Below are 20,371 nucleotides of genomic sequence, written 5' to 3'. Positions count from 1 at the left end.
CCCATTCCTCACCTGTTGCCATGCCGTTCAGACAGGTTCAGTCGCGGCGACCAGTCGAATAAAAAAAGGTCAGAACGAAATGCGGATATTGCTCAGCAACGATGACGGCATTCATGCGCCAGGTATTCAGACTCTGGCGAAAGCCCTGCGGCAGATTGCTGACGTGCAGGTGGTTGCCCCCGATCGTAACCGAAGCGGTGCGTCAAACTCGCTCACCCTGGAAACGCCCCTGCGAACGTTCACCCATGAAAACGGCGATATCGCGGTGCAGATGGGTACTCCGACCGACTGTGTCTATCTGGGGGTGAATGCCCTGATGCAGCCGCGGCCCGATATTGTGGTGTCAGGCATCAATGCCGGTCCCAACCTGGGGGATGATGTGATTTACTCCGGTACGGTCGCGGCGGCGATGGAGGGGAGACACCTGGGCTTACCGGCGATCGCCGTTTCGCTCAATGGTCATCAGCACTACGAGACAGCCGCGGCGGTGACCTGTGCGCTTCTCCGGGCGCTGACGCATGAGCCGCTGCGCACCGGTCGCATTCTCAATATCAACGTGCCCGATCTGCCGCTCTCCGAACTCCGGGGCATTCGCGTGACGCGCTGTGGCAGCCGCCATCCGGCCGATCAGGTGATTGCGCAGCAGGACCCGCGCGGCAATACCCTCTACTGGATTGGCCCGCCGGGGGAAAAACTGGATGCCGGGCCGGATACGGACTTCGCCGCCGTGGATCAGGGCTATGTCTCTGTCACCGCGCTGCACGTCGATTTAACGGCGCACAGTGCCCAGGAGGTGCTCAGCGACTGGCTGGCGAAAGCTGAGGTGAATCTGGCATGGTGAATCGGCGTATTGAGACGTTGCTGTCACAACTGCGTCAGCAGGGCATCCATGACGAAAACCTGCTGAAAGCCATCAGCGAGGTGCCACGCGAACGCTTTATCGATGAGGCGTTCGAGCACAAGGCCTGGGACAATGTCGCCCTGCCTATCGGCTCCGGTCAGACCATCTCACAGCCTTACATGGTGGCGCGGATGACCGCGCTGCTCGGGCTGAATCCCCATTCGCGGGTGCTGGAGATCGGCACCGGTTCGGGTTATCAGACCGCCATTCTGGCCCACCTGGTTGATCACGTCTATTCCGTGGAGCGGATTAAAGGGCTGCAGTGGCAGGCCAAGCGCCGGCTGAAACAGCTCGACCTGCACAATGTCTCCACCCGCCATGGCGACGGCTGGCAGGGCTGGCCATCCCGTGGCCCGTTCGATGCGATTATCGTCACGGCGGCCCCGCCGGAAATTCCGATTGCGCTGATAGCGCAGCTGGCAGAAGGCGGCATTATGGTGCTGCCGGTGGGGGAAGATCAGCAGGTCCTGAAACGGCTGCGTCGTCAGGGAAAAGAGGTGACGGAAGAGACCATCGAGCCGGTGCGTTTTGTTCCGCTGGTGCAGGGCGACCTGGCCTGACCCTCTACGTATTTCTTCACAACTGTTTCATGGCACCACGTACCTGATGTTGTTACTATCCGGTTTACCTAACGAAAACACAGCTTTTATCGCGTCACGCAGAGCATTCTGCTGGCAGATACAGTGAAACAGATAGATCAGAGTTGCCATCACGGGGGATTAATGAGCACGGGAAGCACACTTTTTCAGTTACGCCGTCTGGCGGCGCTTTCACTGGTAGGTTTCTGGCTGGCAGGCTGCAGCTCCAGCGACAACTCGCAGGCGCCCATCAGTCGCGTGGGCGACAATGGCGGCATGAACAGCAGCCCGTCTGACACAGGCATGGTTTCGGGCGGCGTACCTGCCACACCTGCCCAGGGACAAATGTTAAGCACAAATTCAGGATCTGCTCCCCGTAGCGGTGGAATGATTAGTACCAGCGATAATGTTGAGACACAGAATGGCCGGATTGTGTACAACCGCAGTTATCAGAATATTCCAAAGGGTAGTTACTCCGGTGAAACATATACCGTTAAGCGCGGTGACACATTGTTTTACATTGCCTGGATTACCGGCAACGACTTCCGCGATTTAGCCCAGCGCAACAACGTTCCTGCGCCCTACAGCCTGAATGTGGGGCAAACGCTGCAGATTGGAAATGGGTCAGGTCAGCCGATTACGGGCGGAAATCCCATTACCGTTGCTGATGCAACGCAGGGCGGTGTTCCGGCGTCGCCACAAATTAAAGCGCCTGTTGTTGCACAGCAACCTGTTATTACGTATTCTGATGATTCGGGTAATTCGGGTGGCAGCAAATTGTTGCCTTCGAAAGGAGCAAATGTTGCAACGACAACAGCTCCAGTCGTGACCGCCCCCCCAACGGTGAGCAGTACCACCAACAGTTCAACGCCGGTCGGAAGCTGGCGCTGGCCGACCGATGGGAAGATTATCGATAACTTCTCTGCCGCCGAAGGTGGCAATAAAGGGATCGATATCGCCGGAACGCGCGGACAATCTGTCGTTTCCACCGCATCAGGACGCGTGGTTTACGCAGGTAACGCACTCCGGGGGTACGGTAATTTAATCATCATTAAACACAACGATGATTACCTGAGTGCCTACGCCCACAACGATACAATGCTGGTTCGGGAACAACAGGAAGTTAAGGCGGGGCAGAAGATCGCTACCATGGGTAGCACCGGAACCAGTTCAGTCAGATTACATTTTGAAATTCGTTACAAGGGGAAATCCGTAAACCCGTTGCGTTATTTACCGCAGCGATAATCCGGCAGAACAGACCCTTTTTATGTTCTGCCCTGGAATCACGGGTAGGAGCCGCTTATGAGCCAGAATACGCTGAAAGTAAACGAGTTACATGAGAACGCGGAATTCGATGAGAACGGAGCTGAAATTTTTGACGAGAAAGCACTCGTTGAAAACGAAGCCAGTGATAGCGACGTAGCGGAAGAAGAGTTGCTATCACAGGGTGCGACGCAGCGTGTTTTAGATGCGACGCAGCTCTATCTTGGGGAGATTGGCTATTCTCCGTTGTTAACGGCAGAGGAAGAAGTTTTCTTCGCTCGCCGTGCATTGCGGGGTGATATTCCTTCCCGTCGCCGTATGATCGAAAGTAACTTACGCCTGGTGGTGAAAATCGCCCGTCGTTACAGCAATCGTGGTTTAGCCCTGCTGGACCTGATTGAAGAAGGTAACCTCGGCCTGATTCGCGCCGTTGAGAAATTTGACCCGGAGCGCGGGTTCCGTTTCTCAACGTACGCCACCTGGTGGATTCGTCAGACCATTGAACGGGCGATCATGAATCAAACCCGTACTATCCGTCTGCCGATTCACATTGTTAAAGAACTGAACGTTTATCTACGTACTGCGCGTGAACTGTCCCACAAGCTCGACCATGAGCCGAGTGCGGAAGAGATCGCGGAGCAGCTTGATAAACCGGTTGATGACGTAAGCCGTATGTTGCGTCTCAACGAACGCATTACCTCGGTTGACACGCCTTTAGGCGGGGATTCTGAAAAAGCGCTGCTGGATATTCTGGCCGATGAGAAAGACAACGGCCCGGAAGACACCACGCAGGACGATGACATGAAACAAAGCATCGTCAAATGGCTGTTCGAACTGAACGCCAAGCAGCGTGAAGTGCTGGCACGTCGTTTCGGCCTGTTGGGCTATGAAGCGGCTACGCTTGAGGATGTCGGCCGTGAAATCGGCTTAACCCGTGAGCGTGTCCGTCAGATTCAGGTTGAAGGTTTGCGCCGTCTGCGCGAAATCCTGCAGGCGCAGGGCCTCAACATTGAAGCACTGTTTCGTGAATAACTGATCTGAGCTTGAATGCGAAAAGCGGTGGTGAAAACCACCGCTTTTTTTATGCCTGCAGAAAAGGTCAGGCAGAAACGTAGCGGGCCGGTCCGCGCTTTTACGCGGCACGGCGAATCTTCAGACCAGCGACTTAAGGCGATAGATCCAGTCGAGCGCCTGACGCGGCGTCAGCGTATCCGGGTCCAGCGCCTCCAGGGCTTCTACCGCCGGTGAGGTCTCTTCAACCAGCAGGGGCAGCTGAGAACCATCGACCGTCGATGAGGCGGAGTGACTGGAGACGGTCTCCAGCTCTTTCAGCTTGCTGCGCGCGCGCCTGATGACCTCTTTGGGCACCCCCGCCAGCGCTGCCACGGCCAGACCATAGCTCTTGCTGGCGGCCCCCTCCTGCACGCTGTGCATAAAGGCGATGGTGTCACCGTGCTCCACCGCGTCCAGGTGAACGTTGACCACGCCCTCCATTTTCTCTGGCAGGGTGGTCAGCTCGAAGTAATGGGTCGCGAACAGCGTCATCGCCTTGATGCGGTTGGCCAGGTTTTCGGCACAGGCCCAGGCCAGCGATAAGCCGTCGTAGGTGGAGGTACCGCGTCCAATCTCATCCATCAGCACCAGACTGTTTTCGGTGGCGTTGTGCAGGATATTGGCGGTTTCGGTCATCTCCACCATAAAGGTCGAGCGTCCGGAAGCGAGATCGTCAGCGGCACCGACGCGGGTGAAAATGCGATCCAGCGGGCCAATCAGCGTCTCATCGGCGGGAACAAAACTGCCAATCCACGCCATTAGCGCAATCAGCGCCGCCTGACGCATATAGGTACTTTTACCACCCATGTTCGGACCGGTAATGATCAGCATTCTGCGCTGAGGGGCCAGGGAAAGCGGGTTCGCAATAAACGGCTCTTTCAGCACCTGCTCGACTACCGGATGACGACCGCCGCTGATTTTGATCCCGGCTTTATCCTGCAACACCGGCCGGCAGTAGTTCAGCGTCCAGGCGCGCTCGGCCAGATTGCTCAGCACATCCAGCTCTGCCAGCGCCGCGGCACTCAGCTGCAACGCTTCAAGATGCGGCAGCAGCTGATCGAACAGCGCCTCATAGAGGCTTTTTTCCAGCGACAGCGCTTTCCCCTTCGAGGTCAGTACCTTGTCTTCGTACTCCTTCAGCTCCGGGATGATGTAGCGTTCCGCATTTTTCAGCGTCTGACGACGGACATAGTGCATCGGCACCTGATGGCTTTGCGCGCGGCTCACCTGGATGAAGTAGCCGTGTACGCCGTTAAAGCCAACCTTGAGGGTATCCAGTCCCAGCTTCTCGCGTTCGCGAATCTCCAGCCTGTCGAGATAGTCCGTTGCACCATCGGCCAGCGCACGCCACTCATCCAGCTCGGCGTTGTAACCGGGGGCAATCACGCCGCCGTCGCGGATCAGCACCGGCGGGGAGTCGATGATCGCCTGCTCCAGCAGCTCACGCAGCGCGGCGAACTCGCCCATCTGGGTGCGCAGCTTCTGCAGCTGTGGCGCTTCAACATCGGCCAGCAGCTGGTTAAGCTCCGGCAGCTGCTGAAAAGCGTGCCGCATGCGGGCCAGATCGCGCGGGCGGGCGGTACGCAGCGCCAGGCGGGCCAGGATTCGTTCCAGATCGCCGACCTGACGCAACACCGGCTGAAGCACCTCACTGAGAGGCTGCAGTTCTGCAATCGACTCCTGACGCTGGGTGATCGTGCGCACGTCGCGCAGCGGCATATGCAGCCAGCGTTTGAGCATCCGGCTTCCCATCGGGGTGACCGTTTTGTCCAGCACGGCCGCCAGGGTGTTGTCGGTGCCGCCTGCCAGGTTCTGGGTGATCTCCAGATTACGGCGGGTGGCCGCATCCATAATGATGCTGTCCTGCTGCCGTTCCATGCTCAGCGAGCGGATGTGTGGCAGGGTAGTGCGCTGGGTATCTTTGGCATACTGCAGCAGACAGCCCGCCGCACTCAGTCCGAGCTGCGCATTCTCCACGCCAAACCCGTTAAGGTCACGGGTGCCGAACTGCAGATTGAGCTGCTGCCGGGCGGTGTCGATCTCAAACTCCCACAGCGGACGGCGGCGCAGGCCACGACGCTGATCGATCAGTGACATCGCCTGGAAATCTTCAGGGTAGAGCAGCTCGGCCGGGTTGGTGCGCTGCAGCTCTGCCGCCATAGTTTCGGCATCGGCAGGTTCGCTGAGGCGAAAACGGCCCGAGCTGATATCGAGCGTGGCGTAGCCAAATCCCCGCGGACTTTGCACAATCGCCGCCAGCAGGTTGTCGTGCCGCTCCTGTAACAGCGCCTCATCGCTGATGGTTCCCGGCGTAACGATACGCACCACTTTGCGCTCAACCGGACCTTTGCTCAGCGCCGGGTCACCGATCTGCTCGCAGATCGCCACGGATTCGCCCAGCTGCACCAGCTTAGCCAGATACCCCTCAACCGCATGATAGGGCACACCGGCCATCGGGATCGGTTCGCCTGCCGACGCGCCGCGTTTGGTCAGCGAAATCTCCAGCAGCTGTGAGGCACGTTTCGCGTCGTCATAAAACAGCTCGTAGAAGTCACCCATACGGTAAAACAGCAGAATGTCAGGGTGCTCGGCCTTGAGGCGCAGGTACTGCTGCATCATTGGCGTGTGAGAAGGAAAGTCCTTTTCGGTTGGCTCTTGCATAAGGTTTTAACTCATCTTTGATGCGGTAAATTTCTGGCGGTCAACGCCCATGAAACCGAAAGGGATTCCAGGCGCGCGGGATAATCAGATGATAACGAATAGGGCAGGGCATATGCCAGCCTGATGCGCAGACCGTGAACCTGACCGGCCAGGAGCCATCCTGGCAAATGGCAGGGCGGCTGGCGACAGAAAAGTGTCACTTTTGCACTCTCTGGTGTGATGCTGCGAGGCGGCTCGCGATTTCTGACAGGATAGCGCACCGGGGGATTGCCGATCAGGCGGCTGCGCGCGGAGCGTGCGGTTCACCGGCAGGGTCGCGTGGATTTAAGGAAATCAGTCCACCGTGCCCGCCTGAAAAAGAGACACCGGTCAAAGAAGCGGGAAGCACATCTGCATCCGGCGGACAAAAGTGCTTGAATCAACGGGTTACATTTACAGCGCGCAAAATTTACCCGGTGAAGTCAGGTCAGCATCACGCCGTCATAGCGGCGACCGGGAGAGTTTGCCGGGATGATGACGTCGCGCTCAGGATGGAACGGAAAGTCTGAATAACGGCTTTAATGACCTTAATTATCAGGAGGATAAATGTCACTAACCCGTCGGCATTTCTTACACTCAGGCGCGGCGCTGGCTTTCGCTGCGACGTTTCCCGCCTTTGCAAACGTGCCTTACAGTTCGGGCGAGAAAAAACCTCAGCTGATTCCGCCGCCAGGCAGCGTCGATTGCCATATGCATCTGTACGACAGCCGCTGTCCTGCCGTGCCTGGCACCAAACTGATGAACCCGGCGAACGCCTCACTGGAAGACTATCGGAAGCTTCAGCAGAGACTGGGCATCAACCGGATGGTGATTGTCACGCCCTCCCGCTACGGAACCGATAACAGCGTCCTGCTGAATGGCCTGGCGGCGAGCGGGGGAAATGCGCGCGGTGTGGTGGTGCTGGATTCGTCGGTCACCGATGATGAACTGCAGAAGCTGCATCAGGCGGGCGTCAGGGGGATCCGGTTCAATCTGCGTTACAGCGCGGTTAACCTCGATGATATGGAGAAGCTAGCAGCACGCGTGAATCCCCTGAGCTGGCATATTCAGGTGGTGACCTCTGGTAAACACTTAACCGAACTGGAAAGCCGGCTGCAAAAACTCCCGACCCCGGTGGTGATCGATCATATGGGGCACGTGCCGCAGCCGGAAGGCATTACGTCGCCGGTGTTGGCCACGCTGCAGCGGATGCTGGATGGCGGGAAAAGCTGGATAAAACTCTCCGGGGTTTATATCGACTCCTTAACCGGCGCGCCGGGCTATAACGATGTGATGCCGGTGGCCCGGAAACTGGTGCAGATTAACCCGGAACGGCTGCTGTGGGGCAGCGACTGGCCGCATCCGACCGAACCGGACAGCCATAAGCCGGACGATGCGGTGTTACTCGATCTGATGCAGGTCTGGGCGCCGGAGAGCCGGGATCAGCAGAGAATACTGCGTGATAACCCCGTTAAGCTCTATGACTTCTGACGCAGCATTTACAGGCAGCCAGGTCAGTTCAGCCCGTGCTGCAGCGCCCAGACCGCGGCTTCCAGCCGGGATTTAAGGTTCATCTTCTTCAGCAGATATTTGACGTGGACCTTAACGGTGCTTTCGCTGATGGTCAGCTTACGGGCGATCGCTTTGTTGGTCATCCCGTCGCTGATCAGCTGCAGGATTTCGCGTTCGCGTCGGGTCAGCTGCGTGATGTCACGCGGCCGGGCAGGCCGGGCGTCGCGCAGCCGGGTGACCAGTATCGGCGTTAACGCCTCGCTCAGCACGATCTGACCGGCTGCCGCCTGATGCAGGGCTTTCAGCAGCGCTTCCGGCTCCATATCTTTCAGCAGGTAGCCATCGGCGCCCCGCTGCAGTGCACTGACGACATCCTCTTCCTCATCCGACACGCTGAACACCACCACCCGCCCGGAGAGGGGGGCTTCGCGCAGTCGGGTCAGGGTATCCAGCCCATTCAGTCCCGGCATATTCAGATCCAGCAGGATCAGGTCAGGATCGTGCTGCTGCGCCAGCGCCACGCCCTGCGCACCGTTTCCCGCCTCGGCAACCACCTGCAGTCTCTCATCCAGCGCGATTAGCTGCTTCAGCCCGTTGCGCAGCATGGGGTGGTCGTCGATTAATAAAAGCGTAAATGTCTCTGCCGTCACCATGACTCCTGTTCCTGTCGCCGCTGCCCGTCCGGATCGGGCGTGGGCCTATCTTACCGGTGAGGCGGGGGCGCTATATACCTCCAAAGGACTACTCCTTTATTTCCATTTTTACCTCTTCCCGGCACGCCATTTTCAGTGCAGCCGATTAACCCTATGATTTGCAATGACTCTCTGCTGCCTCTCCGCTACTTATCCCGGCTGAGACAGGATGACCACGCCCGGATAACCTGCATTGCCGTTGATTTGTATCAAGCAAGCGGGCAGGGCGGATACGCAGGATATGCCCCATTATTCTTCTGCTGATGAGAGAGTCATGACCCAATCTGCCCCTTTGCAAACCCCGACGCGCGGCGCACCGATCCAGGAGTGGCAACCGGAAAATGCGGCCTTCTGGCAGGCGCGGGGTAAACGCATCGCCAGCCGCAACCTCTGGATCTCTGTCTTCTGTCTGCTGTTGAGCTTCTGCGTCTGGATGCTGTTCAGCACCGTCGCGGTTAACCTGAATAAGGTCGGCTTCCGCTTCAGCACCGAACAGCTCTTTCTGCTGACCGCGCTGCCGTCGGTCTCCGGCGCGCTGTTGCGTGTGCCTTACTCATTTGTAATTCCCGTCTTTGGCGGACGCCGCTGGACCGCCTTCAGCACCGGCATCCTGATCGTCCCCTGCCTGTGGCTCGGTTTTGCAGTGAGGGACAGCCAGACCTCCTTCGCCACCTTTATGGCGATCGCTCTGCTGTGCGGTTTCGGGGGAGCGAACTTCGCCTCCAGCATGGGCAATATCAGCTTCTTCTTTCCCAAAGCCCGTCAGGGCGGCGCGCTGGGCATCAATGGCGGCCTGGGGAATCTCGGCGTCAGCGTTATGCAGTTTGTTGCCCCGCTGGCGATCTCCTGCGCCATTTTTGGTTTTGCCGATGGGGGGCAAGTCACCGCGAGCGGCGATAGCCTCTGGCTGGAAAATGCGGCCTGGATCTGGGTGCCGTTTCTGGCCATCGGCACGCTGGCCGCCTGGCTGGGGATGAACGATCTGGCGGCAGCGAAATCCTCGCTGCGCGAACAGCTGCCGGTGCTGAAACGTCCGCACCTCTGGATCATGGCGCTGCTCTATCTGGCGACCTTCGGCTCCTTTATCGGCTTTTCGGCCGGTTTCGCCATGCTGACAAAGACGCAGTTTCCCGGCGTGGTGATTATGCACTACGCCTTTTTTGGCCCGCTGATTGGCGCACTGGCGCGCTCAGCAGGCGGCATGATCTCGGATCGCTTCGGCGGAACCCGCGTCACCCTGATCAACTACGTGCTGATGGCGCTGTTTGCTGCACTGCTGTTCCTCACGCTGCCGGGAGCCGGACATCAGGGATCGTTCATCGCCTTCTTCGCCTTGTTTATGGGCCTGTTCCTCACTTCCGGCCTCGGCAGCGGTTCCACCTACCAGATGATTGCCGTGATCTTCCGCCGGCTGACGCTGGAACGCATCAAAGCCGAAGGCGGTGACGAGGCGCTGGCACAGCGGGAAGCCGCCACAGAAACCTCCGCGGCGCTTGGCTTTATCTCCGCTATCGGCGCGCTGGGCGGCTTCTTTATTCCGCAGACCTTTGGCCTCTCGCTTGCCATGACCGGCTCTCCGGCCGGGGCGATGAAAATCTTTCTGGTTTTCTACCTCTGCTGTATCGCCGTCACCTGGCGGGTCTACGGACGAAAAGCGCGCGCCGGATAACGACAACGCCGGTGTGGCGCACCGGCACCCCCTTTATTTTCTGCAGCAGCACGCATGCAGAGTGAGCAATGTGACACCAGGCCTTCAGGAGCCTTCCGGATGAGCAAATTTCTCGATCGATTTCGCTATTTCAAACAGCTGGCTGAGCCCTTTTCCGGCCAGCATGGTCAGACGCTGAACAGCAACCGTGACTGGGAAGATGGCTACCGCAGTCGCTGGCAGCACGATAAAGTCGTGCGCTCCACCCACGGCGTTAACTGCACCGGCTCGTGCAGCTGGAAAATCTACGTCAAAAACGGGCTGGTCACCTGGGAGACCCAGCAGACTGACTACCCCCGCACCCGTCCCGATCTGCCGAACCATGAACCGCGCGGCTGTCCACGCGGTGCCAGCTACTCCTGGTATCTCTACAGCGCCAACCGCCTGAAATATCCGCTGATGCGTAAGACGCTGATCCAGCTCTGGCGCGAGGCGAAGGCGCAGCATAGCGATCCGGTGGAGGCCTGGGCCTCCATCATCCGCGATCCGGAAAAAGCGCGCAGCTATAAACAGGCGCGCGGACGCGGCGGGTTTGTGCGATCCAGCTGGCAGGAGGTGAATGAGCTGATTGCCGCCGCGAATATCTGCACGGCCAAAACCTACGGCCCTGATCGCGTGGTCGGCTTCTCGCCGATTCCGGCCATGTCGATGGTCTCCTATGCCGCCGGGGCGCGTTACCTGTCGTTAATTGGCGGCACCTGCCTGAGCTTCTATGACTGGTATTGTGACCTGCCACCGGCCTCACCGATGACCTGGGGCGAGCAGACCGACGTGCCGGAATCCGCCGACTGGTATAACGCTTCCTACATCATCGCCTGGGGCTCAAACGTGCCACAGACCCGCACCCCGGATGCGCACTTCTTTACCGAAGTCCGCTACAAGGGGACGAAAACCGTGGCGATCACCCCGGACTATGCCGAAGTCGCGAAGCTGTGCGACCAGTGGCTGAGTCCGAAGCAGGGCACCGACAGCGCGATGGCGCTGGCGATGGGCCACGTGATGCTGAAAGAGTTTCACCTCGACCGTGATGTCCCCTATTTCCGCGACTATGTGCGCCGCTACACCGACATGCCGATGCTGGTACTGCTGGAGCCGCGCGAAGGCGGATTTTATGCCGCGGGTCGCCAGCTGCGCGCCAGCGATCTGGTCGATGGGCTGGGTCAGAAAAACAACCCGGAATGGAAAACGGTGGCGCTGGATCAGACCACCGGCGATCTGGTGGCCCCTCAGGGCGCGATCGGCTTCCGCTGGGGTGAAAAAGGGAAATGGAATCTGGAGCAGCGCGATGGCCTGTCGCAAAAAGAGGTGGAGCTGCAGCTGAGTCTGCTCGGCAGTCACGATGAGGTGGTCGAGGTCGGTTTCCCTTACTTCGGCGGCATCACCAGCGACCATTTTAACAGCGTCGCGCTGGATGAGATCCTGCTGCATAAGCTGCCCGTCAGACTCCTGACGCTGGCAGATGGCAGCGAAGCCCGGGTCGCCAGCGTCTACGATCTGACCCTGGCGAACTACGGGCTGGATCGCGGTCTGGGCGATGCTCACTGCGCGCAAAACTATAATGAGATCAAAGCCTACAGTCCCGCCTGGGCGGAGCAGATCACCGGCGTCTCCCGGCAGAACATCATCCGCCTCGCGCGCGAGTTTGCCGGGAACGCGGAGAAAACCCACGGACGTTCAATGATCATTGTCGGTGCCGGTATGAACCACTGGTATCACATGGACATGAACTACCGGGGACTGATTAACCTGCTGATTTTCTGCGGCTGCGTCGGTCAGAGCGGCGGAGGCTGGGCGCATTACGTCGGTCAGGAGAAACTCCGTCCGCAGACCGGCTGGGCTCCGCTGGCCTTTGGCCTCGACTGGCAGCGTCCGCCACGCCAGATGAACAGCACCTCTTTCTTTTACAACCACTCCAGCCAGTGGCGCTATGAAACCCTGGCGACCGAAGAACTGCTCTCCCCGCTGGCCGATAAAAGCCGCTTCGGCGGCAGCCTGATCGACCTTAACGTCCGCTCCGAACGCATGGGCTGGCTGCCTTCCGCGCCGCAGCTTAACGTCAACCCGCTGCACATCGCCGCCCGGGCCAGCGCCGCCGGGCAGTCGGTAATTGACTATACCGTGGCGAGCCTGAAGCAGGGCACCCTGCGCTTTGCCGCTGAACAGCCGGACGATCCGCAGAACTTTCCGCGTAACCTGTTTGTCTGGCGCTCTAACCTGCTTGGCTCGTCAGGGAAAGGGCATGAGTACATGCTGAAGTATCTGCTCGGCACCGAAAACGGCATTCAGGGAAAAGATTTAGGCCAGCAGGGACGCGTGAAGCCGGAGGAGGTCGAATGGCAGGCGCAGGGCGCCGAAGGAAAACTGGATCTGGTGGTGACCCTCGATTTCCGTATGTCGAGCACCTGCCTTTATTCCGACGTGGTGCTGCCGACCGCCACCTGGTATGAAAAAGACGACATGAATACGTCGGATATGCATCCGTTTATTCATCCGCTTTCGGCGGCGGTCGACCCCGCCTGGGAGTCAAAAAGTGACTGGGAGATCTACAAAGGCATCGCCAAAGCCTTTTCCGAACTCTGCCTCGGTCATTTAGGCGTTGAAACGGATGTGGTGACGCTGCCGGTGCTGCACGACTCGCCCGCCGAACTGGCGCAGCCGTTTGAAGCCAGAGAGTGGAAAAAAGGGGAGTGCGATCTGATCCCCGGCAAAACGGCACCGCACATCATGGTGGTGGAGCGTGACTATCCGGCGACCTGGGCACGCTTTACTACGCTGGGGCCGTTACTGGAGGCGCAGGGCAACGGCGGCAAAGGGATTAGCTGGAACACCTGCAAAGAGGTCGATCTCCTGAAGCAGCTGAACTATGTCAAAGCGGATGGCCCGGCTGCGGGACGGCCCAATATCGACACGGCCATTGATGCGGCCGAGGTGATTCTGGCGCTGGCGCCGGAAACCAACGGTCAGGTGGCGGTAAAAGCCTGGCAGGCGCTGGGCGCGATTACCGGTCGTGACCACACGCACCTGGCGCTGAACAAAGAAGATGAGAAGATCCGCTTCCGCGATATCCAGGCGCAGCCGCGCAAAATCATCTCCAGCCCGACCTGGTCAGGTCTGGAAGATGAGCATGTCTCCTACAACGCCTGCTACACCAACGTTCATGAACTGATTCCGTGGCGCACCCTGAGTGGCCGTCAGCAGCTCTATCAGGACCATGAGTGGATGCGCGCCTTCGGCGAAAGCCTGATGGTCTACCGTCCGCCGATTGACACCCGGGCAGCGAAGCCGTTGCTCAACAGTAAACCCAACGGCAACCCGGAGAAGGCGCTGAATTTCCTGACGCCGCATCAGAAGTGGGGCATTCACTCCACCTACAGCGACAACCTGCTGATGCTGACCCTGTCGCGCGGCGGCCCGATTGTCTGGATGAGTGAAGAGGATGCCCGCGAACTGGGCATTGCGGATAACGACTGGATCGAGGCGTTCAACGCCAACGGTGCCCTGACCGCCCGCGCAGTGGTGAGCCAGCGCATCCCGGCCGGTATGACCATGATGTATCACGCTCAGGAACGCATCGTGAATATCCCCGGTTCGGAGATCACCCGCCAGCGCGGCGGGATCCACAACTCCGTGACCCGGGCCTGCCCGAAACCGACCCATATGATCGGCGGCTACGCCCAGCTCTCCTGGGGCTTTAACTACTACGGCACCGTCGGGTCGAACCGCGATGAGTTCGTGGTGGTGAGAAAAATGAATAACGTTGACTGGTTAGACGGGGAAGGCCACGACGCCTGCCAGGGCGGCCAGCAGGAGGTGAAACCATGAAAATTCGCTCACAGGTCGGCATGGTGCTGAACCTCGACAAATGTATCGGCTGCCACACCTGCTCGGTGACCTGCAAAAACGTCTGGACCAGCCGCGAGGGGATGGAATACGCCTGGTTTAACAACGTCGAGAGCAAGCCCGGCGTCGGCTATCCGCACGCCTGGGAAGATCAGCAGAAGTGGAAGGGGGGCTGGATCCGGAAGATCAACGGCAGGCTGGAGCCGCGCATGGGCAGCCGCGTCGTGCTGCTGTCGAAGATCTTTGCTAACCCGGACGTGCCCGCGCTGGATGATTACTACGAGCCGTTCGATTTCGACTACCAGCATCTGCACAATGCACCCGCCGGAAAACAGCAGCCGATCGCCCGCCCGCGCTCGCTGATCACCGGTCAGCGGATGAAAAAGATCGAGAATGGCCCGAACTGGGAGGAGATCCTTGGCGGCGAGTTTGCGAAGCGCTCGCAGGATAAGAACTTCGATAACATCCAGAAGGCGATCTATGGCCAGTTTGAGCACACCTTCATGATGTACCTGCCGCGCCTCTGTGAGCACTGTCTCAATCCGGCCTGCGTGGCAACCTGTCCCAGCGGCGCCATCTACAAGCGCGGCGAAGATGGCATCGTGCTGATCGATCAGGATAAATGCCGCGGCTGGCGCATGTGCCTCACCGGCTGTCCCTACAAGAAGATCTACTTCAACTGGAAAAGCGGCAAATCTGAGAAGTGCATCTTCTGTTATCCGCGCATTGAATCGGGCCAGCCGACCGTCTGTTCGGAAACCTGTGTCGGCCGGATCCGCTATCTCGGCGTGCTGCTCTATGACGCTGATCGCATTGAACAGGCGGCGTCAGCGGAAAACGAAAAAGATCTCTACCAGCGTCAGCTGGATATCTTCCTCGATCCGCACGATCCGGCAGTGATCGCCCAGGCGCTGAACGATGGTGTGGCGCAGAGCGTGATCGACGCGGCGCAGCGTTCGCCGGTCTACAAAATGGCGATGGAGTGGAAGCTGGCGCTGCCGCTGCATCCGGAATACCGCACGCTGCCGATGGTCTGGTATGTGCCGCCGCTGTCACCAATTCAGTCGGCAGTGGATGGCGGCGCACTGGCTCACACTGGCGTGCTGCCGGATGTGGAGAGCCTGCGCATCCCGGTTGAGTATCTGGCCAACCTGCTGACCGCAGGCGACACCGCGCCGGTGCTGCGGGCCCTGAAACGGATGCTGGCGATGCGCCACTACAAACGCGCTGAGAGCGTGGAGGGGCAGCGCGATAGCCGGGCGCTGGAACAGGTCGGCCTGACCGAAGCGCAGGCGCAGGAGATGTATCGCTATCTGGCGATCGCCAACTACGAAGATCGTTTTGTGGTGCCTTCCAGCCATCGTGAGCTGGCGCGTGAAGCCTTCCCGGAAAGTAAAGGCTGCGGCTTTAGCTTTGGCGATGGCTGCCACGGCAGCGACAGCCGGTTCAATCTGTTTAACAGCCGTCGCATTGATGCCATCGACATCGCCAGTCAGACCCGCCGCCAGGAGGATGCCTCATGATAACGTTACGAATACTGTCACGGCTGCTGGATTACCCGGACGAGGCGCTGTTTGCTCATCACTCTGAGCTGATCGCGGCGCTGGACGCGGCAGATGAACTTGATCTGCCGCAGCGGGCAGGGCTGGAGCAGTTTATTCAGCAGCTCTGTGCGCGGCCACTGCTGGATGCGCAGGCGGACTACTGCGCCCTGTTTGATCGCGGCCGCGCCACTTCGCTGCTGCTGTTTGAGCATGTGCATGGCGAATCCCGCGATCGCGGTCAGGCGATGGTCGATCTGCTGGCGCACTACCGGGCCGCCGGTCTGGAGCTGGACAGTAAGGAGCTACCCGACTTTCTGCCGCTCTATCTGGAGTATCTCGCCTGTCAAAGTGACGAGGCGGCGCGTCAGGGACTGGAGGATATCGTGCCGATCCTGGCTCTGCTGGCGGCGCGTCTGGAAGCGCGCCAGAGTCCCTATGCCGACCTTTTCACGCTGTTACTGACGCTGGCGGGCAGCGCGGCTGACCCGGCCGCTCTCCGGCCGCAGGTGGCGAAGGAAGCGCGTGACGACACCCCGGCGGCGCTGGATGCGGTCTGGGAAGAGGAGCAGATTAAATTTCTCGGCGAGCAGGGCTGTGTCTCAGCGCAGCAGGCGATGCATCAGCGTCGCTTCGCCGATGCGGTCGCGCCGCACTATCTGGATATTGCCGCGGCGACGGCGCGCCGCACAGGAGAATCAGCATGAATGTTCTGAACACTTTCTTCTTCGATATTTACCCCTATCTTGCCGGAACGGTTTTTCTGGTGGGGAGCTGGCTGCGCTATGACTACGGGCAGTACAGCTGGCGTGCCGGTTCCAGTCAGATGCTGGATAAAAAGGGGATGCGGCTCGCCTCTAACCTGTTCCACATCGGCATTATCGGCATCTTCTTCGGGCATTTCGTCGGGATGCTGACGCCGCACTGGATGTATGAGTCGTTTCTGCCGATCGACGTGAAGCAGAAGCTGGCGATGGTGGCGGGTGGCCTGTTCGGGGCGATGACGCTGGCCGGGGGAGCGCTGCTGCTGAAGCGTCGTCTGACCCATCCGCGGGTGCGGGCGACCAGCAGCGTCGGCGATATTCTGATCCTGACCCTGCTGGTGGTGCAGGCCACGCTGGGCCTGCTGACCATTCCCTTCTCTGCTCAGCATATGGATGGCAGTGAAATGATGAAGCTGGTGGGCTGGGCACAGGCGGTGGTGACTTTCCACGGCGGTGCTTCACAGCATCTGGCCGGGGTGGCAGTGATCTACCGCGTCCATATGGTGCTGGGGATGACCCTGTTCCTGCTGTTCCCCTTCTGCCGGCTGGTGCATATCTGGAGCGCACCGGTTGAGTACCTGACCCGGCGCTATCAGCTGGTCAGAAACCGTCGCTGAATGCTGAGCCGCCGCGGGGGCAGGGCAGCCCTGCGGCGGTTTACACCGGTGTCAGCCTTGACGTTTTTTTAAGATTTTGACCTGTATGTCGCTGCGCTGAACGTCTACTATTACCGCATCTGATTTTACCCCCTCGTTTATGGATAACCGATGCGTCTCAAGCTAGCCCTCCTTGCCCTTATTCCGCTTCTGGCCTCCTGCAGCAGCAAACCTGACGTTCCCTCCCGGCAGAAGATGCTGGCTGCGCCACAGGGCGGTTTTTTACTGCAGCCGTCGCATAACGGATCGGGCATGTCTGGCGATTTTGCCGGCAATCCGGCCGCCGAGAAATTTATCGATAAGATGGTGAAAGAGCATGACTTTGATCGTCAGCAACTGCACGACATTATCGGTCAGGCAAAACGGCTGGATTATGTGCTGCGGCTGATGGATCGTCAGGCCCCGAGCTATACGCCCGCGCCGGGTCCTAACGGGGCCTGGATCCGCTATCGCAACAAATTCATTACGCCGGATAACGTGCAAAACGGGGTAGCGTTCTGGAACCAGTATCAGGATGCGCTGCAGCGCGCGCAGCAGGTTTACGGCGTGCCGCCGGAAATTATTGTCGGCATTATCGGCGTGGAAACCCGCTGGGGCCGTGTCATGGGGAAAACGCGCATTCTGGATGCGCTGGCGACCCTGTCGTTCAACTATCCACGCCGTGCTGAGTACTTCAGCAGCGAGCTGGAAACCTTCCTGCTGATGTCGCGTAAAGAGCAGGATGACCCGCTGGCGCTGAAAGGCTCTTTCGCCGGCGCGATGGGCTATGGTCAGTTTATGCCCTCTTCTTATCAGGAGTATGCGGTTGATTTCAACGGCGACGGTCATGCCAATCTCTGGGATCCGGTGGATGCGATCGGCAGCGTGGCGCACTACTTCCAGAAGCATGGCTGGCGCAGCGGTGAAAATGTTGCCGTTCCGGCCAGCGGTCAGGCACCGATGCTGGATGATGGCTTCAAAACCCGCTACAGCGTGAGCATGCTGGCGGCCTCAGGATTGTCTCCTCAGGGCTCGCTGGACGGCAACGATGAGGTGAGTCTGCTGCGGCTCGATCTCGGCACCAGTTATCAGTACTGGTATGGCTTGCCCAATTTTTATGTCATCACCCGCTATAACCACAGCACCCACTATGCGATGGCGGTGTGGCAGCTGGGTGAGGCGGTCGGCAAAGCGCGACAGGGTGGTCTGTTATAAAGGCTACCCTTGTTAACTGTAAGGTTATATGATGTCGGCCTTTTCAGGCCACACAGCCACAGTTATCTCTGGAGTCGTTATGTCTTTACCTGCCTGCCCAGCCTGTCACGCCGATTACACCTGGCAAGATGGTGACAACCTCAACTGCCCCTCCTGCGGTCATATCTGGACCGAAGGAGAGGGTGACAGCAGCAACGCACCCCTGGAGGTGCGTGATGCCAACGGCAATCTGCTGGCAGATGGCGACAGCGTCACGGTGATCAAAGATCTCAAGGTGAAGGGCAGCTCCTCTTCACTGAAGATCGGCACCAAAGTGAAAAGCATTCGGCTGGTTGAAGGGGACCACAACATCGATTGCAAAATCGACGGCTTTGGCCCGATGAAATTAAAGTCTGAGTTTGTGAAAAAGAACTGAAATCAGGGGCGCACGGACGCGCCCGCGCTCACTCTGCCTAATCCGGTTCCACCTTCCTCTCCCCCCTTTTTCCGCCGCCGCTAACTGTACAGTCAGTAAAACGCCGTCACGGGTCGCACTTTTTTGCCTTTCATCCGTCTCAGTAAACGAAGAGCTGATTGCTGAATGAGAGGTCAGGATGAAAGAGTGGGATCCCGTGCTGTATCGTAAATTTGAAGCGGAACGCACACGTCCGGCGCATGAGCTGCTGGCGCGTATCCGTCCGGAGCAGGTTGAGCAGGTCACCGATCTGGGATGCGGGCCGGGCAACAGCACGGAGCTGCTCGCTGATGCCTGGCCGCTGGCGCAGATTACCGGACTGGACAGTTCCGCGGCGATGTTAACGCAGGCCCGTGAACGCCTGCCACACTGCCGCTTTGTGCAGGCGGACATCCGCAGCTGGCAGGCAGAGGTCCCGCAGCAGGTCATCTACGCCAACGCTTCCCTGCAGTGGCTGGATGATCACACTGCGCTGTTCCCCCATCTGGTCAGGCAGCTGGCCCCCGGTGGTGTACTGGCGGTTCAGATGCCGGATAACCTCAATGAACCCTCGCACCAGCTGATGCGTGAGGTCGCCGCATCCGCGCGCTGGCGTTCACAGATCCGCACCGCTGATCGTGTCGCGCTGCTCTCTGCCGGCGCCTATTACGATCTGCTCACCCAGGCGGGCTGCGAGGTGGATATCTGGCGCACCACCTATTATCACGTCATGGCTGATGCGCAGGCGATTATCAGCTGGCTGCAGGCAACAGGCTTGCGCCCGTTCCTGGCGTCACTGGATGAGGCATCCCAGGCGGCGTTTCTCGCCGATTATCATCAGCAGCTGCTCAGTGCCTATCCGGCCCGGGCCGACGGTCAGGTGTTGCTCGCTTTCCCGCGTCTTTTTATGGTGGCGGTGAAAAAAGGGGCGTGAGCTGGAAACTCAGCCGCAAAAACAGGGCAATAGTGCAGAGAGCCCTTGAAAAAGTGCGCTTTCTGCACCACCTTCAATCCACACCCCACGGGAGAGTCGCAATGGATGATCAGCAACTGCAGGCGCTTAGCGCGCAGATAGGTGAGAAGCTGAAGCAGCGCAACGCCACCGTCACCTGTGCGGAATCCTGCACCGGCGGATGGATTGCGAAGGTCTTTACCGATATCAGTGGCAGTTCCGCCTGGTTTGAACGCGGTTTTGTGACCTACAGTAATGAGGCAAAACAGCAGCTGGTGAACGTACAGGCCGCCTCGCTGGAACAGTATGGTGCGGTCAGCGAGGCGGTGGTGCGGGAGATGGCGCAGGGTGCCCGTCAGGCCGCTCAGGCAGACTATGCCATTTCAGTCAGCGGCATCGCCGGACCGGATGGCGGCAGTGAAGAAAAACCGGTCGGCACGGTGTGGTTTGGCCTGGCCGGCCCTAAAGATAAAGTGCTGACTTTTCAGCAGCATTTCAGCGGCGATCGTGATGCCGTACGCCGCCAGTCGGTGGCATGGGCCCTGCAGACACTGTATGGCGAATTTCTGACAAATTAAACTTGATACTGTATGACTATACAGTAT

At 59.1% G+C, this 20,371-nt stretch carries 16 protein-coding genes; 14 read left to right on the top strand and 2 right to left on the bottom strand.

Annotated features, from left to right (window positions below; all coding sequences use genetic code 11):
• The first annotated feature begins 79 nt into the window (after positions 1–79).
• From surE to rpoS, 4 genes are all read left to right on the top strand, one after another.
• Positions 80–841 (top strand): 5'/3'-nucleotidase SurE, encoded by a 762-nt coding sequence (gene surE, locus OXR04_RS10685; protein ID WP_009086929.1) that lies wholly within the window; start codon positions 80–82, stop codon positions 839–841.
• Positions 835–1,461 carry a protein-L-isoaspartate(D-aspartate) O-methyltransferase gene (locus OXR04_RS10680; RefSeq protein ID WP_009086927.1) on the top strand — a complete coding sequence of 209 codons (627 nt, stop codon included), beginning with the start codon at positions 835–837 and terminating at the stop codon, positions 1,459–1,461. Before surE ends, OXR04_RS10680 begins: the two co-directional genes overlap by 7 nt.
• 162 nt (positions 1,462–1,623) lie before the next feature.
• On the top strand, positions 1,624–2,724 hold the full coding sequence (nlpD, locus tag OXR04_RS10675; protein ID WP_009086925.1) for a murein hydrolase activator NlpD: 1,101 nt from the start codon (positions 1,624–1,626) through the stop codon (positions 2,722–2,724).
• Between the two features lie 57 nt (positions 2,725–2,781).
• A complete protein-coding gene (gene rpoS, locus OXR04_RS10670; protein WP_009086923.1) occupies positions 2,782–3,774 on the top strand; it encodes an RNA polymerase sigma factor RpoS in 993 nt (330 codons plus the stop codon).
• Between the two features lie 120 nt (positions 3,775–3,894).
• Here rpoS and mutS read toward each other — a convergent pair whose 3' ends face one another.
• The gene (gene mutS / locus OXR04_RS10665; RefSeq protein WP_009086921.1) at positions 3,895–6,456 is read right to left on the bottom strand and encodes a DNA mismatch repair protein MutS; all 2,562 of its coding nucleotides are present in this window, start codon (positions 6,454–6,456) and stop codon (positions 3,895–3,897) included.
• A 585-nt stretch (positions 6,457–7,041) separates the two neighbouring features.
• Here mutS and OXR04_RS10660 point away from each other — a divergent pair.
• Positions 7,042–7,965, top strand: a complete 924-nt coding sequence (locus tag OXR04_RS10660; protein WP_009086919.1) for an amidohydrolase family protein — start codon at positions 7,042–7,044, stop codon at positions 7,963–7,965.
• A gap of 23 nt (positions 7,966–7,988) precedes the next feature.
• On the opposite strand, the gene narL is transcribed toward OXR04_RS10660, so the two are convergent.
• Positions 7,989–8,639, bottom strand: coding sequence for a two-component system response regulator NarL (gene narL / locus OXR04_RS10655; protein WP_009086917.1), 651 nt, complete (start codon positions 8,637–8,639; stop codon positions 7,989–7,991).
• Positions 8,640–8,952: 313 nt separating this feature from the next.
• Between narL and OXR04_RS10650 the strand changes: the two genes are divergently transcribed.
• The 9 genes from OXR04_RS10650 to pncC all read left to right on the top strand — a co-directional run bounded on the left by OXR04_RS10650 (position 8,953) and on the right by pncC (position 20,344).
• Positions 8,953–10,347 (top strand): NarK family nitrate/nitrite MFS transporter, encoded by a 1,395-nt coding sequence (locus tag OXR04_RS10650; RefSeq protein ID WP_009086915.1) that lies wholly within the window; start codon positions 8,953–8,955, stop codon positions 10,345–10,347.
• A gap of 99 nt (positions 10,348–10,446) precedes the next feature.
• Entirely contained in the window at positions 10,447–14,208 is a 3,762-nt protein-coding gene (locus tag OXR04_RS10645; protein WP_267370094.1) for a nitrate reductase subunit alpha, read from the top strand.
• Positions 14,205–15,749, top strand: coding sequence for a nitrate reductase subunit beta (gene narH, locus OXR04_RS10640; RefSeq protein ID WP_267370095.1), 1,545 nt, complete (start codon positions 14,205–14,207; stop codon positions 15,747–15,749). Before OXR04_RS10645 ends, narH begins: the two co-directional genes overlap by 4 nt.
• Positions 15,746–16,474 carry a nitrate reductase molybdenum cofactor assembly chaperone gene (gene narJ, locus OXR04_RS10635; protein WP_267370097.1) on the top strand — a complete coding sequence of 243 codons (729 nt, stop codon included), beginning with the start codon at positions 15,746–15,748 and terminating at the stop codon, positions 16,472–16,474. The genes narH and narJ overlap by 4 nt, the downstream gene beginning before the upstream one ends.
• Complete coding sequence (narI, locus tag OXR04_RS10630) at positions 16,471–17,148, top strand: respiratory nitrate reductase subunit gamma (RefSeq protein ID WP_046102444.1); 678 nt, start codon at positions 16,471–16,473, stop codon at positions 17,146–17,148. The genes narJ and narI overlap by 4 nt, the downstream gene beginning before the upstream one ends.
• Positions 17,149–17,298: 150 nt before the next feature.
• Positions 17,299–18,381: a lytic murein transglycosylase B gene (mltB, locus tag OXR04_RS10625; protein ID WP_033736026.1), complete on the top strand. Its 1,083-nt coding sequence runs from the start codon at positions 17,299–17,301 to the stop codon at positions 18,379–18,381.
• Between the two features lie 79 nt (positions 18,382–18,460).
• On the top strand, positions 18,461–18,796 hold the full coding sequence (locus OXR04_RS10620) for a zinc ribbon domain-containing protein YjdM (RefSeq protein ID WP_009086905.1): 336 nt from the start codon (positions 18,461–18,463) through the stop codon (positions 18,794–18,796).
• A gap of 178 nt (positions 18,797–18,974) precedes the next feature.
• The gene (gene tam / locus OXR04_RS10615; protein WP_058958496.1) at positions 18,975–19,748 is read left to right on the top strand and encodes a trans-aconitate 2-methyltransferase; all 774 of its coding nucleotides are present in this window, start codon (positions 18,975–18,977) and stop codon (positions 19,746–19,748) included.
• 101 nt (positions 19,749–19,849) lie between these two features.
• A complete protein-coding gene (gene pncC / locus OXR04_RS10610; protein WP_267370100.1) occupies positions 19,850–20,344 on the top strand; it encodes a nicotinamide-nucleotide amidase in 495 nt (164 codons plus the stop codon).
• Positions 20,345–20,371 lie beyond the last annotated feature (27 nt).

The organism is Pantoea sp. GM_Pan_3 (assembly GCF_026541045.1).
In the GTDB taxonomy this organism is placed as follows: Bacteria; Pseudomonadota; Gammaproteobacteria; order Enterobacterales; family Enterobacteriaceae; genus Pantoea; species Pantoea anthophila.
Note: the sequence above shows the minus strand (reverse complement) of the source record. Positions and strands in the feature narration are given on the sequence as shown.